Annotated in this window: 13 protein-coding genes; 6 read left to right on the top strand and 7 right to left on the bottom strand. The window is 68.8% G+C overall.

The features are described 5' to 3' along the window. Nucleotides 1-165: 165 nt before the first annotated feature. Both AB5J49_RS03120 and AB5J49_RS03115 read left to right on the top strand, forming a co-directional pair. Nucleotides 166-1,212: a PP2C family protein-serine/threonine phosphatase gene (locus AB5J49_RS03120; protein ID WP_369166929.1), complete on the top strand. Its 1,047-nt coding sequence runs from the start codon at nucleotides 166-168 to the stop codon at nucleotides 1,210-1,212. A gap of 162 nt (nucleotides 1,213-1,374) precedes the next feature. Beyond that, complete coding sequence (locus tag AB5J49_RS03115; protein ID WP_369166928.1) at nucleotides 1,375-1,854, top strand: flavin reductase family protein; 480 nt, start codon at nucleotides 1,375-1,377, stop codon at nucleotides 1,852-1,854. A gap of 348 nt (nucleotides 1,855-2,202) precedes the next feature. Here the strand turns inward: AB5J49_RS03115 and katG are convergent, their stop codons facing one another. The 7 genes from katG to AB5J49_RS03080 all read right to left on the bottom strand — a co-directional run bounded on the left by katG (nucleotide 2,203) and on the right by AB5J49_RS03080 (nucleotide 9,145). Further along, the gene (gene katG, locus AB5J49_RS03110; protein WP_369175026.1) at nucleotides 2,203-4,362 is read right to left on the bottom strand and encodes a catalase/peroxidase HPI; all 2,160 of its coding nucleotides are present in this window, start codon (nucleotides 4,360-4,362) and stop codon (nucleotides 2,203-2,205) included. A 341-nt stretch (nucleotides 4,363-4,703) separates the two neighbouring features. Continuing rightward, nucleotides 4,704-4,916 (bottom strand): hypothetical protein, encoded by a 213-nt coding sequence (locus AB5J49_RS03105; protein ID WP_369166927.1) that lies wholly within the window; start codon nucleotides 4,914-4,916, stop codon nucleotides 4,704-4,706. Further along, nucleotides 4,913-5,191: a hypothetical protein gene (locus AB5J49_RS03100; protein WP_369166926.1), complete on the bottom strand. Its 279-nt coding sequence runs from the start codon at nucleotides 5,189-5,191 to the stop codon at nucleotides 4,913-4,915. The genes AB5J49_RS03105 and AB5J49_RS03100 overlap by 4 nt, the downstream gene beginning before the upstream one ends. A 40-nt stretch (nucleotides 5,192-5,231) precedes the next feature. Continuing rightward, nucleotides 5,232-5,654 (bottom strand): hypothetical protein, encoded by a 423-nt coding sequence (locus AB5J49_RS03095; RefSeq protein ID WP_369175025.1) that lies wholly within the window; start codon nucleotides 5,652-5,654, stop codon nucleotides 5,232-5,234. A 370-nt stretch (nucleotides 5,655-6,024) separates the two neighbouring features. Further along, nucleotides 6,025-6,630, bottom strand: coding sequence for a dihydrofolate reductase family protein (locus AB5J49_RS03090; protein ID WP_369166925.1), 606 nt, complete (start codon nucleotides 6,628-6,630; stop codon nucleotides 6,025-6,027). Between the two features lie 807 nt (nucleotides 6,631-7,437). Next, nucleotides 7,438-8,259 carry a hypothetical protein gene (locus tag AB5J49_RS03085; RefSeq protein ID WP_369166924.1) on the bottom strand — a complete coding sequence of 274 codons (822 nt, stop codon included), beginning with the start codon at nucleotides 8,257-8,259 and terminating at the stop codon, nucleotides 7,438-7,440. Between the two features lie 46 nt (nucleotides 8,260-8,305). Continuing rightward, nucleotides 8,306-9,145: an alpha/beta fold hydrolase gene (locus tag AB5J49_RS03080; RefSeq protein ID WP_369166923.1), complete on the bottom strand. Its 840-nt coding sequence runs from the start codon at nucleotides 9,143-9,145 to the stop codon at nucleotides 8,306-8,308. Between the two features lie 265 nt (nucleotides 9,146-9,410). Here AB5J49_RS03080 and AB5J49_RS03075 point away from each other — a divergent pair, with 265 nt between their 5' ends. From AB5J49_RS03075 to AB5J49_RS03060, 4 genes are all read left to right on the top strand, one after another. Continuing rightward, the gene (locus AB5J49_RS03075; protein ID WP_369166922.1) at nucleotides 9,411-10,610 is read left to right on the top strand and encodes an acetyl-CoA C-acyltransferase; all 1,200 of its coding nucleotides are present in this window, start codon (nucleotides 9,411-9,413) and stop codon (nucleotides 10,608-10,610) included. Continuing rightward, nucleotides 10,610-11,272 (top strand): HAD family hydrolase, encoded by a 663-nt coding sequence (locus AB5J49_RS03070; RefSeq protein WP_369166921.1) that lies wholly within the window; start codon nucleotides 10,610-10,612, stop codon nucleotides 11,270-11,272. The genes AB5J49_RS03075 and AB5J49_RS03070 overlap by 1 nt, the downstream gene beginning before the upstream one ends. A gap of 181 nt (nucleotides 11,273-11,453) precedes the next feature. Beyond that, the gene (locus AB5J49_RS03065) at nucleotides 11,454-12,980 is read left to right on the top strand and encodes a class I adenylate-forming enzyme family protein (RefSeq protein WP_369166920.1); all 1,527 of its coding nucleotides are present in this window, start codon (nucleotides 11,454-11,456) and stop codon (nucleotides 12,978-12,980) included. 85 nt (nucleotides 12,981-13,065) lie between these two features. After that, nucleotides 13,066-13,761, top strand: a complete 696-nt coding sequence (locus AB5J49_RS03060; RefSeq protein WP_369166919.1) for a TetR/AcrR family transcriptional regulator — start codon at nucleotides 13,066-13,068, stop codon at nucleotides 13,759-13,761. Nucleotides 13,762-13,933 lie beyond the last annotated feature (172 nt).

The raw sequence follows: 13,933 nt of genomic DNA, 5'->3' as shown, positions 1-13,933 counted from the left end.
CTCCGGATGCGGCAGACCGGCGCGGTCTCTCGTCCGCGGTGCATGATTTCTCCGCGCCAGATGTCCGCTTAGGTCGATATGATGCATTTTGTGATCATGCTTGGACGGCTATGGCGCCCTCGTCCTGCCTACGGTGGCCGATGGGAAGTTGCCCGGCTGTCGCCCGTGATCCTGACCGTCCTCATCGCCGGCCTGGCGTTCTCCACATCCAGGGAGATAGCCGTCAGCCGCCTTCTGCCCGCAGCACCCGCCCTTGCCGCCGCGATGTGGCCCGTACTCCCCACGATCCTGTTGGGGGCGTTCTGCCTGCTGACCATGATCGTCCTCAGCCTCTTCTACACCGATCTGGGGACGCAGTACACGTCGGCCGCGATCGTCGCGGTCACCTTGGCGGCGGCATATGGGAGCCATGTCCGACTTCAGCGCGAGGAAATACTCTTCCACGTCCGGCTCGTCGCCGACGCAGCCCAGAAGGTGCTGCTGCGCCCGCTGCCGCACCGCATCGAGGACGTCGAGATCGAGTCGCTGTATCTGGCGGCCCAGGAACAGGCTCGGATCGGCGGGGACTTCTATGAGGCGATGGGCACGCCATACGGGGTCCGGCTGCTCATAGGCGACGTGCGGGGCAAGGGCCTGTCCGCGGTGGGAGCGGCCTCGGCGGTGATCAGTTGCTTCAGGGAGGCCGCGTACGACGAGCCCGACCTGAAGGGCATCATCCACCGACTGGAGACCACGATCACACGCCACAGCGCTGCGTTTCCCGTCCCGGACCAGCCCGAGCACTTCGCCACCGCTCTCCTCGCCGAGATCCCGCACGGCGGCGGCCACATACGACTACTCAACTGCGGGCACCCCCCGCCGATGATCACGCATTGCGGGCAGGTCCGGGTCCTGGAGCCCGCCACCCCCTCCCCGCCGCTCAACCTCGCAGCGCTCATCGGTGACCGCTACTGGGTCGACGTCGTCGCCCTCGCCCCGGGTGACCAGGTGCTGCTCTACACGGACGGCGTATCGGAGACCCGGGACCGCAACGGCCAGTTCTTCCCGCTGTCGGACTGGATGCAGCAGCAGGGCCTGGAACACCCTCGCGAGCTGCTCGACCGGCTGCATCGGGATCTGCTCCAGCACAGCGGCGGAAGGCTCGACGACGACATCGCTGCCCTCGCGCTGAGGTGCTCCAGCGCGCAGGAGCGCGACCCGGTCGGCCCGTAGAGCTCGGTGGGCCGAGCGAGCGGTCCGAGGATCACCGTGGTGGTCACGGCCCCGAGCTCCGTGGTGAGGTGATGCCGAGAAGTGGAAGCACAGATCACAGATCACAGATCACAGGTCACGGGTCACGGGGCACGGGGCACGGGTGACGGGAGCGGCTGGAGCATGGACGAGTTCATCGGACTGCTGAACCCCGACATGTGTGTGGTCACGGCCGCGGTGGGCGGCGAACGGGCCGGCTGCCTGGTCGGGTTCGCCTCCCAGTGCTCCATCAGGCCGGTGCGGTTCGTGGTGTGGCTCTCGGAGGTCAACCACACCTTCCGAGTCGCACGGTCCGCGCAGGTCCTGGCCGTGCACCTGCTCGCCCGCGAACAGCATGCCCTGGCCGAGTTGTTCGGCGGCCACACCGGCGACCAGGAGGACAAGTTCCGGTACGTTCCCTGGCGGGAGGGGCACGGCGGGGCCGTCGTCCTTCAGGACGCGCCGGCGTGGTTCGTCGGCCGGATCGTCACGCGCGTCGGCGGCGGTGACCACATCGGCTTCGTTCTCGACCCGGTCGAGTGGGGCGAGCGCAAGGGGTACCGCGGGGCGCTGCTGCGCCTCGACGACGCCCGTACGATCTCGCCCGGCCACCCGGTGGACTGACCGGGCCACCGGGCAATCGGACGCCGGCAACGCCTGGGGAAGCCTCCTGCAGCAGGTGTCCGCGCCTGTGACGGAGGAGATCGGCGAGGGCCCGGGCGAGGTGGCGGGCGACTGCGGATCGACGCCCTGATATCCACTAACGGAAGGGTGCACGGCCGCCGGCGGGGCGACGAACGATCTCCTCTTCGATCAAGTTCGGATACCGCGCACCCGGCACCCCGCGCCGGCCTATGAGAAAGGCTTCCACCTCGTGGACTTCTGACAGACGGCCCGTTCGGCCGTGTGCGCGGTGCCGCAGAGCTGCTGTGGTCCGAGTGGCGCCCGACCGGGGCGTCGGGTTCAGTCGGTTCAGGAGAGGTCGAACCGATCGAGTTTCATCACCTTGGCCCACGCGGCCACGAAGTCACGTACGAACTTGCCTCCCGCGTCCTGGGAGGCGTAGACCTCCGAGACGGCCCGGAGCTGGGAGTGTGAACCGAAGATGAGGTCGACGGCGGTGGCGGTCCATTTGAGCTCGCCCGTGGCGCGATCCCGGCCTTCGAACACGTTCTCGTCCGAGGTCGATGCCTTCCACTCCGTGCCCATGTCGAGCAGGTTGACGAAGTAGTCGTTGGTCAGTGTCTCCGGCCGCTGGGTGAAGACGCCGTGTGGGGATCGCTTGAAGCCGGTGTTCAGGACGCGCATGCCGCCGATCAGCACCGTCATCTCTGGAGCGGTCAGCGTCAACAGGTTGGCGCGGTCCAGCAGGAGGGTTTCCGGCGACAGCTTCTCTCCCGCCCGGAGGTAGTTGCGGAACCCGTCGGCCCTGGGTTCGAGCACGGCGAACGACTCCACGTCGGTCTGTTCCTGCGAGGCGTCCGTGCGCCCCGGTGCGAACGGGACCGTGATGTCGTAGCCGGCGTTCTTCGCGGCTTGCTCGACGGCCGCGCACCCGCCCAGGACGATCAGGTCGGCGAGCGAGACCTTCGTTCCGTCGGCATGTGAGGGGGTGAAGTCCTGCCGGATCTGCTCCAGCTTCTGCAACGCCTCGGCAACCTCGGGCAGCTGGTTGACCTCCCAGTCCCGTTGCGGCGCGAGTCGAATCCGTGCCCCGTTGGCCCCGCCACGCTTGTCGGTGCCGCGGAAGCTCGCTGCCGCAGCCCAAGCGGTGGTGACCAGCTGGGAGACGGACAGTCCCGAGGCGATGATCCTGGCCTTGAGGGCAGTGATGTCCTCGTCCGCGATGAGTTCGTGATCGACCTCAGGGACGGGATCCTGCCACAGCTGCGGCTCGGGAACCCACGGGCCGAGGTAGCGCGAGACGGGTCCCATGTCGCGGTGCAACAGCTTGTACCACGCCTTGGCGAACGCTTCCGCGAGCCTGTCCGGGTTCTCGTGGAAGCTCTTCGAGATCGGGCCGTAGACCGGATCCAGCTTCAGCGCCAGGTCCGTCGTCAGCATCATGGGAGCGTGCCTCTTCGACGGATCATGAGCGTCGGGCACCGTGCTCTTGGCCGAAGGATCCGTGGGAGTCCACTGCTTGGCACCGGCGGGGCTCGTCGTCAGCTCCCAGTCGTACCGGAACAGGTTGTCCAGGTACCCGTTGTCCCACCTGGTCGGCTCGGTGGTCCAAGCGCCCTCGAGCCCACTGGTGAGTGTGTCGGCGCCCTTGCCACTGCCGTACGTGTTCCGCCAGCCGAGGCCTTGCTGCTCGAGGGAGCCGGCCTCGGGTTCCGGACCGACGTACTGGGGATCGACGGCGCCATGACACTTGCCGAATGTGTGGCCGCCGACGATGAGCGCAACCGTCTCCTCGTCGTTCATCGCCATGCGCCCGAATGTCTCGCGAATGTCCCGGGCGGCGGCCATCGGATCCGGGTTGCCGTTGGGCCCCTCCGGATTGACGTAGATCAGTCCCATCTGCACGGCACCGAAGGGAGTGGTGAGTTCCCTGTCGCCGCTGTAGCGCTCATCGCCGAGCCAGGTGTCCTCGGGCCCCCAGAAGATTTCCTCGGGTTCCCAGATGTCCTCCCGTCCGAAGCCGAATCCGAACGTCTTGAACCCCATCGATTCCATGGCACAGTTGCCGGCGAAGACCAGAAGGTCGGCCCAGGAGATTTGCCGCCCGTACTTCTGCTTGACCGGCCAGAGCAAACGGCGCGCTTTGTCGAGGCTCGCGTTGTCCGGCCAACTGTTGAGCGGGGCAAAGCGCTGAGCGCCGCTGCCGCCACCGCCCCGGCCATCGGCGACTCGGTACGTGCCCGCGGCGTGCCAACTCATCCGGATGAAGAGCGGCCCGTAGTGGCCGTAGTCGGCAGGCCACCAGTCCTGCGACGTCGTCATCACCTCGAAGACGTCCTGCTTCAGCGCGTCGAGGTCGAGGGTCGCGAACTCTCTCGCGTAGTCGAAGTCCTCGTCCATCGGATTGGAGCGGGACGAGTGCTGGTGGAGAACCTGAAGGTCCAGCTGATTCGGCCACCAGTCCCGGATTGTCCTGGGCCGAGTCGGCGTGGGGGTCGGGGAGGGGATTGCTGGGTTTTCGCTTTCACTGCCGGACACGTACGTCCTTCTTTCTGTCTCGGTGTTTCCACGCACAATGCCGATGATCGTGAGGTGTCGGCGTCCGTATGGTCGCGCACCGTGCACCGCACCGCTACGAAACACGCAGAGCACCCCCGCACCCCCGCATAACAAACGTGCGAGAAGCGGCAGCTTTTCTGCTCCTGAGCCGATTTTCGGCACAAGCCGAATCTGGTCCCGGGATCTCCCGGCAACAAAAGGTCAAGGAAGTGGCCGGGAACTCACGCCGACACCGTGCGCTCTGCAGATCGGAGCGGTTGGTCGCGGGCGGGTCCGGGACCAGGGCGGCTTCAAGTTCCCGAAGGGTGCGGGCTGTCGGTGAAGCCCATGATCCATCCGGCGTGTTCGGGTAGGTCCCGGATCGCCCGGGTGGTCTTGGCGGTGTTCGTCGCGCCGAGCAGTCGCAGGCGTCCGATCGCCAGGTTCCGAAGCGATGCCATGGCCCGTGGTGCGGCGCCGGTGTGGACGGTGGAGGCGTCCTCGGCGAAGGTCCGGTTCCTCACATGGGGGCTGGAATTTTACCCCTGTTTGCGCCCGGTCTCCTGGCGGCGGCGGTGCACCCGCAGCGCCTGTCGGCCGTAGGGGAGGCCGGCCCGCCCGTGGACGCGGCGAGGGTGAGCGTCCTGAGCGAGCGGGATTCCCGTCGGCCGTGTCCGGACTGCGAGGCGGTGTGGGCGATGGGCACCTCGTCCCACGGCTGGTTGCCCTTGATGACCGCGAGGTAGTGGGCGTCCTTGTCCTGTACCAGCCGGCGGACCTGGACCTGGACGCTGTGCATCGCATCGAAGGCGATCACGGCCCCGGCCAGGTCCAGCGACTCAAGCAGCGGGCGGAATGCGGCCGTCTCGTTCGTCTTGGCCCCCCCGAGCGGCTCGACCTCCCGCTGGGCGAGGGGGATCGGGCAGGGGCATGGCTGACGGTCGACAGCAGGTGCCGGTGGCGCTGGACCAGGTGCGCGGAGCCGGCCAGCGCCTTGCCCATCCACCGCGATCGCCCGCCCGCCCGGGCGCGGCCGCGGCCTGCACGTCGCCGCGGTCGTGTTCGGCCAGGAGGTAGGGGCCCACGGCTGTGTCCAGGGCGGGGCCGTCGACGGCGCCCAGGATCCGGGTGAGGGTGGGGTGAGAGGGGGCACGGTATCGGCCGGGCAGGTGGCGGCGCACCCCCATCCGTGCCAGCAGGCCGACGGCGGCGCGCTGGCCCCACTCGGCGAACTCCTCGATGGTCCGCGCGGCGGAGACCACCGCGCACGGGCAGGTCAACAGCACGCTGACCAGGGGATACCAACGGCCCGCGGCGCGAGCGCGGGGCAGGGACGCGCTCGAGATGTGCGCGCAGACGCCCGATGCCGCGCTCGTCGAGCGGACCCAGTTCGGTCAGGACGGTAAGGACGGGCGAAGACGAGCGGGCAGGCACGGGCCCTCTTCGTGATCAGCTGGCTTCGACACCAACATGATCACTGGCTCCGTGCCAGTTCTGCCGCGGCGTCAACTCCCGCCGCACAGCGACGATGGACCGGGCGTCCTGACGTTGGCCGTTCGCCCCCTATCAGGTCTTGCTCCGCTCCCGCCGGCGCCGGCCTGGCGGGCGTCCAGACCTGCGGACGGGGCGACGTCACGCAGGGACGCTGAGCGGCGGGTGCTCGAGCACGCGGGGCTTGTACTCGACCAGCTGGATGCGGCCGTCGAAGGTGCGGTGCTCGATCATCTCGAGGGCAACGTCCGGATAGCCGTCGTAGATGCGTTCCTCGCCCGTGGCCCCGGTGATCACCGGGAACATCACGACCCGGAAGCGGTCGACGAGTCCGGCTCGTAGCAGGGACCGGCACAGGCTGAGGCTGCCGATCGTGCTGAGGAGTCCCGAGCCGCTCGACTTCATGGCGCGGACCGCCTCGACGGCGTCGTCGCGGACGAGTGTGGAGTTGGCCCACGTCAGTGGATCCTCGAGTGAGGAGGAGAACACCACCTTGGACGCTTGCGTGAGCTCGTCGACGGACGCCTCTTCTTCGGGCCTGAACTCGTCTTGGCCCTTCGGGACCTCGCCTGCGGCGAAGCCCGACATCAGGCGGTAGGTGTTCGCTCCCATCAGGTAGGTGGCCTCGGGCTGCTCACCGAGCCATGCGAGGTACTCCGGGCCCTCGAGGCCCCAGAACCCGGGCCATCCCTCTCCCGATGCGTGGCCGTCGAGGGAGGTGATGAAGTCGACGAGAAGCTCCGACATGGCGATGTCCTTTCCTGGGGTGTCACGAGCTTGGACCGGCCGGGAGCCACAAACTCATCGGCCGCGCTGTGGAGTATCGAGAAAACCCATGACGCCGCAGCCGATCAGGTCGGCGGAGCGGCACTGCTTCGGAGGGCCGGAGGCCTACATGATTGCGCTATGCACGCAGTCGGGTAATGAGCTCCACGCGATGGGGAACGGCGGTTTGAGTTCTGTCGAATCCCCAGCTCAGCCCCACCCGTGAACGGCCCCGACGATCTACGCGATCCCGGAACTTGAAGCCGCCCTGGTCCGGGACCCGTCACTCGGATGGAGCGGGAGGTCGACGACAATCAAGGCGGTCGCGGCCTGGTTCCGAGACAGCCAGGGGGCCGCGACTTCACGACGTGCACGGCGTGGTCGAGGTCGTTCGACGATGCGCCGCAGTTCGGCGCTCGTGAGCCCGCTTGGCACCGTGCGGAGACCGAGGCCGCTCTCGTTGCAGCACTGCCTTTGAGCACCGCCGTGCCCACGGCCCAGCCGCAGCGCGAGATGGGGAGCGGGGAAACTTCGGGACGATCACCGCGACGAACCACTGCGCCGGCCCCCGGCATCAGCAGGTCGACGGTCTCGGAGATCACTCAAGGGGGAATGGGGCGCGGCGGGTTGGTAGCAGGCAGCAGGCAGCAGGCAGCAGGCAGCGGACGGCAGGCGGCGGGCAGCCGGCCGGGGGCTCGGCCGGCCGCAGGCTCGGCCGGCTGGGGGATGCCGGCGCGTCGTTGCACGGACTCATCGACGACCTCATGGCGGCCGTGAGTCCGTGCTCGGTCAGCCGAGCTTGAGGAGACCGGCTTCGACGACGGCGTGGCCGAAGGGGCCGGCGAGTTCGGCGAGACGTTCGCAGTCGCTGTCACCCAGGGCGGCGTAGGCGGGGAGGGCCAGGAGGTCGGTGCGGTCCTCGATGTGCCGGCGCAGGCGCACGCCTTCAGTGGTGAGGGAGTCACCGTCGAGGAGGCCTCGCGTGCGCAGGCGCTCCTCGGTGTCGGCCCACTCTTCCGCGGGCCGCGCGCGGCTCGCCTTGAGGAAGTCGACGGGAACCTCGCCGGTGGCGGCGTGCAGAATCAGGGATTCCAGGGCTCCGACGCCCTCGCTCAGCAAGCACGCCACATGGCCGTCTCCACGGAACTCCCGGAGCAGCGTCTGGGCGTGCCACAGCTGCAGTACCGGTTCCTCCGGCCAGGGTAGGGCGGCATGCGCGGCGAACAGCGGGCGGCCCGCCCTGTGTTCGCAGGCGGCCTCGGCGGCCCTGCGGGTCAGCGCCAGTACCTCGTCCAGAGCGGGCAGCTCGTGGATTCCCGCCCGCCGCAGGGCCTCGTCCGCGGCGGCGTACCGCGCGTCGAGTACCTGCTGAGGAGTCGTCGCGTCCCAGGCCCCGGCGAGCGCCTGCCGTACGAAATCGGGGTTGAAGTTGTAGAAGGTCGCTATGACCAGCTCGGCGGATGCCCTGCCGAACGCGGCGCTCCGGGAGGCAAAGTACCCGGCGCGTCCGCTCAGTCCGAGGTCCGCGTACCGTCGTCTTCCCTCGGGGACGAAATAGATCATGCCGTGTACGGGCTCGAGGCGCCGCCAGGCCGCGCGTGCTGTCTTCACGGGGTCACCTTTCAGGGAGTCGACCAACAGCGGTATTCGGTGCGGTTCAGTACGCGCCGTGCGCTCGCAAATGGTCGAGCAGCAGGCGGTTCAGCGTTTCGGGCGCCTCCTCGGGAACCCAGTGGCTGACGCCCTGGAGGGTCTCGAACCGGTACGGCCCGCCGACCCACCGCCCGGTCTCCCTCGCGGCCGCCGGTCCGAACGCGCTGTCCTCCGCGCTCCAGACGTACAGCGTGGGTACGTCGATGACGCCGATCGCGCCGTCGGGGCGGCCGGCCCGGTACCAGTTGAGCGCCGCGGTGAGAGCGCCCGGCTGGGACAGGTGCCGCACGTAGGCCTCGGCACTGGCCTGCGGGACCTTCTCGGCGTAGAAGGCGCGTAGCTCCTGGGCGTCGTGGGCGAGCATGCGCTCTTCGGTCGCGGGTGCTTCGCGCCAGTCGATCATGTAGCGAGAGCGTTCACGCTGGTCCTGGTCGGTGCGCAGGGTGGTGGCCAGAGCACCGGGGTGCGGGGTCGAGACGACCGTCAGGGTGCGTACGCGGCCGGGGTGGGCATGCGCGGTCCACCAGGCGACCGCGCCTCCCCAGTCATGGCCGACCAGGTCGAACGCCGCCCAGCCCAGTTCCTCGGTGATCGCGACCACGTCGTCGACGAGAAGGCCGATGCGATAGTCCTCGGGCCGCTGGGGGCGGGCGCCGGGGGAGTACCCACGCTGGTCGGGTGCCACCACTCGGTAGCCGTGCTCGGCCAACGCCGTGATCTGGCGTCGCCACGCCAGCCCCGTCTGCGGGAAGCCGTGCAGCAGCAGCACCGGGCGGCCCTCGGGCGGACCCGCCACGATCGCGTCGAACACGCCCGCACCGGTGGAGATGCTCAGCTCGGTCACGGCCCACCCTTTCGTACCGACTGGTCGGTAGCCTTCAGGCAGGGGGGCGGGCTGTCAAGTCATGAGTGCGGGCCGTCTTGGTTGAACCTGACGCCGAATTCAACTATAACCGAGCCGGAGGTCGGCTCCCGTCACCCCTGCGGCCATGGCTCATGTCATCGGCCAGCGGGGCAAGCGGTCAATAAGCAGTCACAGCGCCTCAGTTGGCGTTCGACGGTCCCGAAACTCCCGGATGAACCGGACCAGCAGGAAGCAGTGAGGCGACATGAGGGAAGCAGTCATCGTTTCGACGGCACGGACGCCGATCGGAAAGGCGTACCGCGGCGCGTTCAACGACACGCAGGCACAGGAGCTCGCTGCGCATGCCCTTTCGCACGCGGTGCAGCGTGCCGGGCTCGAGGGAGGCGAGGTCGAGGACGTCGTCTTCGGCTGTGCTGTGCAGCAGGGGTCCGCCGGTTTCAACGTCGCGCGCCAGGCCGCTCTGCGTGCCGGGCTGCCGGACACTGCGTCAGGGATGACCATCGACCGGCAGTGCTCGTCGGGCCTGATGGCCATCGCGACGGCCGCCAAGCAGATCGTCGCGGACGGCATGCAGGTCGCCGTCGGCGGCGGTGTCGAGTCGATCTCCCTGGTCCAGAACGACCACATGAACACCCACCGCATGGCGGATCCCTGGCTGGTCGAGCACAAGCCGAGCATCTACCTGCCGATGCTGCAGACCGCGGAGATCGTCGCCGAACGCTACGGCGTGAGCCGGGAACGCCAGGACGAGTTCGCGCTGCTGTCGCAGCAGCGCACCGCGGCGGCGCAGGAGGCCGGCCGGTTCGATCAGGAGATCGTCGCGCTCAGCAGCATCAAGAAGGTGCTCGACAAGCAGTCCGGGGAAGTGCGGGAGGAGGAGGTCACCCTGCCCCGGGACGAGGGCAACCGCGCGTCGACGACGCTCGAAGGCCTGGCCGGGCTGGCGCCGGTGCTGCCCGACGGTCAGGTGAGCGCGCACTCCAGCGTGACGGCGGGCAACTCCTCGCAGCTGTCGGACGGGGCTTCGGCGTCGGTGCTGATGGAGTCGAAGGAGGCCGAGCGCCGCGGACTGGAACCGCTCGGCGTCTACCGGGGTATGACCGTTGCCGGTTGCGGGCCGGAGGAGATGGGCATCGGTCCGGTGTTCGCCATCCCGAAGCTGCTGAAGCAGCACAACCTCACCATCGACGACATCGGCCTGTGGGAACTCAACGAGGCGTTCGCCTCCCAGGCGCTGTACTGCCGCGATGAACTGCACATCGACCCGGAGCGGTTCAACGTCAACGGCGGCGCGATCTCGGTCGGCCATCCGTACGGAATGACCGGTGCCCGCCTGGTGGGGCATGCCCTCATCGAGGGCAAGCGCCGAGGTGTCCGGTACGTGGTGATCTCGATGTGTGTCGGCGGCGGAATGGGCGCAGCCGGACTGTTCGAGGTCGTCTGATGGAGACGGAATCGGAAACGGAGCAGGGGCAGGGGCAGGAGAAGGGGCGAACCGCGGTCCTGGTGGACTTCGGCGGGGTCATCACCTCCAGCGTGCTGCGGGCTTTCACCGACTTCGGTGCCTCGCTCGGCGGCGACCCGCGCCTGCCGCTGGAGCTCTTTGCCCGGGACCAGCCCTCACGCACCCTTCTGGCCGACCACGAGTGCGGTCGTATCGACGCCGAAGCCTTCGAGCGAGGATTCGCCGAGCGGCTCCGAGTCCACGGTGCCGACGTACCGGCCGGGGGACTCACGGCCCGGATGCAAGCGGGAATGTCGATCGACGAGGAGATGCTCGCGCTGCTCGGCGATCTTCGAGCCGCCGGTCGTCCCGTTGCGCTGGTGTCCAATTCCTTCGGTACCGGGACGTACGACGGTGTCGCCCTCGCCGCTGTCGCCGACGTGGTCGTCATCTCCTCCGAGGTCGGAATCCGCAAGCCTTCCCGGCGGATCTACGCGATCGCATGTGAACGCCTCGGCATCGACCCCGAGGAGGCCGTCATGATCGACGATCTGCAGCAGAACCTCGACGGAGCGGAGCGGATCGGTATCGGGGGAGTGCTGCACACCAGCGCCGCCGACACCCGCCGCCAACTCGCGGAACGCTTCCGTATCACCGCCTGACCGATCGACGGATCAGATCGACGGATCAGACCGACGGACCGGATCGACGGATCGGGCGCGTGAGGTGCGTCATCCGGCTGCCCCTGCCGAGGACTTGAGGGGGAGGCCGGGCCAACTCAAACGATCGGCGAGGGCGGGATCCCGCACCTTCACCTGCTCACATCCCTGGAAGGCACCGCTCATGACCAGCGTCTTCGATCCGGTGTGCCGCCACGCGGCCGCCACTCCCGACAACATCGCCCTGCGCGGCGCCACGGACCAGTGGACCTACCGTCAACTGCGCGACGCGAGCGCACGGTACGCGGGGGCTCTGGCCGCCGCAGGGCTGTCCCCCGGGGACCGGGTGCTGCTCGCAGCGCCGTCGGTGCCCGAGTTCGTGGTGGCCTATCTCGGGATTCAGGCCGCGGGCTGTGTCGTGGTGCCGGTCAACACGATGTCCACCCGGGCCGAGGTCGAGTACGTCCTCGGTGACGCCGGCTGCTCATTGGCGATCGCCTGGCACGCCCTAGGCCCAGCCGTCGCCGAGGCGGGCGCGGCGATCGAGGTGCCGTTCTGGACGCTGTCCCCGGGCGCGTCGGTCACCGGCGCGACCCCTGCCGACGTCGTCGACCGGGACCGCGACGAGACCGCGGCCATCCTGTACACCTCGGGCACCACCGGGCGGCCGAAGGGGGCTCAACTCACGGTCGGCAACCTGCTGTCCGCCGGGGAGATCGGAGCCGAGTGCAGCCGCGCGTCGAGCGCCGACCGTACCGGCACCGGACTCCCGCTGTTCCACGTGTTCGGCCAGGCATCGGTTCTGATGGCGACCCTGACCGCGGGCGGCTCGATGTCGTTGCTGGCCCGATTCGACCCGGCGTCGATGCTGGAGATGCTGCGCCGCGACCGGCTCACCATCATGGCCGGCGTGCCGACCATGTGGAACGCGATGCTGCACGCGGCGGGCGACGCGAACCCGGCGGACTTCGCGCAGCTTCGTGTCGCCGTCTCCGGCGGTGCCTCCCTGCCCGGTGAGGTCGCCCGGGCCTTCGAGGCCCGCTTCGGCTGCACCATCGTCGAGGGGTACGGGCTCACCGAGACCACCGCGTTCGGCACCTTCAACGACATCGACCGCGGCGGCAAGACCGGATACACCGGCCGGGCGGTCCCGGGACTGCGGGTCCAGGTGCGTGACGACGACGGCAACGAGTGCCCGCCGGGAACCGTCGGCGAGGTCCACATCAAGGGGCCCACGGTGATGCGCGGCTACTGGAACCGCCCCGCGGACACCGCCGCGGCCCTCTCGTCCGACGGCTGGTTGCGGACCGGCGACCTCGGCGAAACCGACACGGACGGCGACCTGCGCATCGTCGACCGCATCAAGGACCTGATCATCCGCGGCGGTTACAACGTCTACCCCGGTGAGGTGGAGGAAGTTCTCTACGAGCACCCCGACATCGTCGAGGCGGCCGTCATCGGCGTTCCCGACGACCACTACGGCGAGGAGGTCGCCGCGCTCATCGCGGCCCGGCCCGGTTCGGAACTCGGTGCCGCCGAGGTGTCGAGCTGGGCGCGAGAGCGGCTGTCCGCCTACAAGATCCCGCGCATCGTCCGGTTCGTCGACGCGCTGCCCAAGGGTCCGTCGGGGAAGATCCTCAAGCGGTCCATCGACCGTACCGCGCTCGCCCGCGACACCTCGCTCGGCGACGCTGCCGTCCACCCTCGCTGAACCTCGGAGACCAGGACGTCAACCGGCCCTGCCGGGGCCCTTGGGGGTTGTGACTATGGCGTCGGATTCAAGTAAAGTCCCGGGGATGGACACCACTGCGCCCGAGGACATCGACGGCGAGAACGCGCCGCCCGTGGCGCCCCTCTCGCAGCTTCGCGAGCCGCCCACGACGCAGCGCGGAGCGCGGACACGGGCCGCCCTGGTGAAGGCCGCCCGGAAGGTGTTCGAACGGGACGGCTACCTCGACACCCGCCTGACCGACATCACCAAAGAGGCTCGATGCGCGGCGGGGTCCTTCTACACCTACTTCGCCAACAAGGAAGAGGTGCTGGCCGCCGTACTCCTGGAGGCGCAAGAGGACATGATGCACCCCGGCATGGGCCGGGTGCAGGGCGCCGACGATCCCTATGCGGTGCTCGAGGCGAGCAATCGCGCGTATCTCGCGGCGTACAGACGGAACGCGAAGCTGATGGCGCTGCTGGAGCAGGTCGCCCAAGTGGAGCCGGAGTTCCGTGAGTTCCGAAGGCGGCGCGGGGACGCGTTCATCCGCCGCAATGCCCGCGGCATCGCCGACCTGCAGGCGCGCGGTGTCGCAGACCGTGAGGTCGATCCGATGAAGGCCTCCCGCGCGCTGTCGGGCATGGTCAGCGTCATGGCCTACCACGCCTTCGTGCTCTGTGAAGGGCAGGAAGAAGAAGGTACGCCGGTGGACTTCGAGGAACTCGTCTCCACGGTGACCCGGCTCTGGGCGAACGCCCTGCGGTTCCCCGACCACCGCTGATTCCGCCTGCTCCCAAGACACCCGGTACCGCCGGGTGTCTTTTCTTTTTCTCGTCCTGCTCCACGGACGGGACGAGACGGCGTGACGGCACGGTGTGACGACACGGGGGGCAACGACACGGGGCGCAACGACCACGGCTGCTCTGTGGCCGGCTATTGAAGTTGACGCCAGA

Origin of the sequence: Streptomyces sp. R28, from assembly GCF_041052385.1 — a bacterium.
Lineage (GTDB): Bacteria > Actinomycetota > Actinomycetes > Streptomycetales > Streptomycetaceae > Streptomyces.
The sequence above is the reverse complement of the archived record's forward strand: the minus strand, read 5'-3'. Positions and strand labels throughout refer to the sequence as shown.

What these genes read in the sequence shown, in the direction of transcription:
- AB5J49_RS03115 (WP_369166928.1), top strand. Translation starts at nt 1,375, where the DNA reads ATGGACGAGTTCATCGGACTGCTGAACCCCGACATGTGTGTGGTCACG.
- AB5J49_RS03100 (WP_369166926.1), bottom strand. Translation starts at nt 5,191, where the DNA reads ATGCACAGCGTCCAGGTCCAGGTCCGCCGGCTGGTACAGGACAAGGAC.
- AB5J49_RS03090 (WP_369166925.1), bottom strand. Translation starts at nt 6,630, where the DNA reads ATGTCGGAGCTTCTCGTCGACTTCATCACCTCCCTCGACGGCCACGCA.
- AB5J49_RS03075 (WP_369166922.1), top strand. Translation starts at nt 9,411, where the DNA reads ATGAGGGAAGCAGTCATCGTTTCGACGGCACGGACGCCGATCGGAAAG.
- AB5J49_RS03070 (WP_369166921.1), top strand. Translation starts at nt 10,610, where the DNA reads ATGGAGACGGAATCGGAAACGGAGCAGGGGCAGGGGCAGGAGAAGGGG.
- AB5J49_RS03065 (WP_369166920.1), top strand. Translation starts at nt 11,454, where the DNA reads ATGACCAGCGTCTTCGATCCGGTGTGCCGCCACGCGGCCGCCACTCCC.
- AB5J49_RS03060 (WP_369166919.1), top strand. Translation starts at nt 13,066, where the DNA reads ATGGACACCACTGCGCCCGAGGACATCGACGGCGAGAACGCGCCGCCC.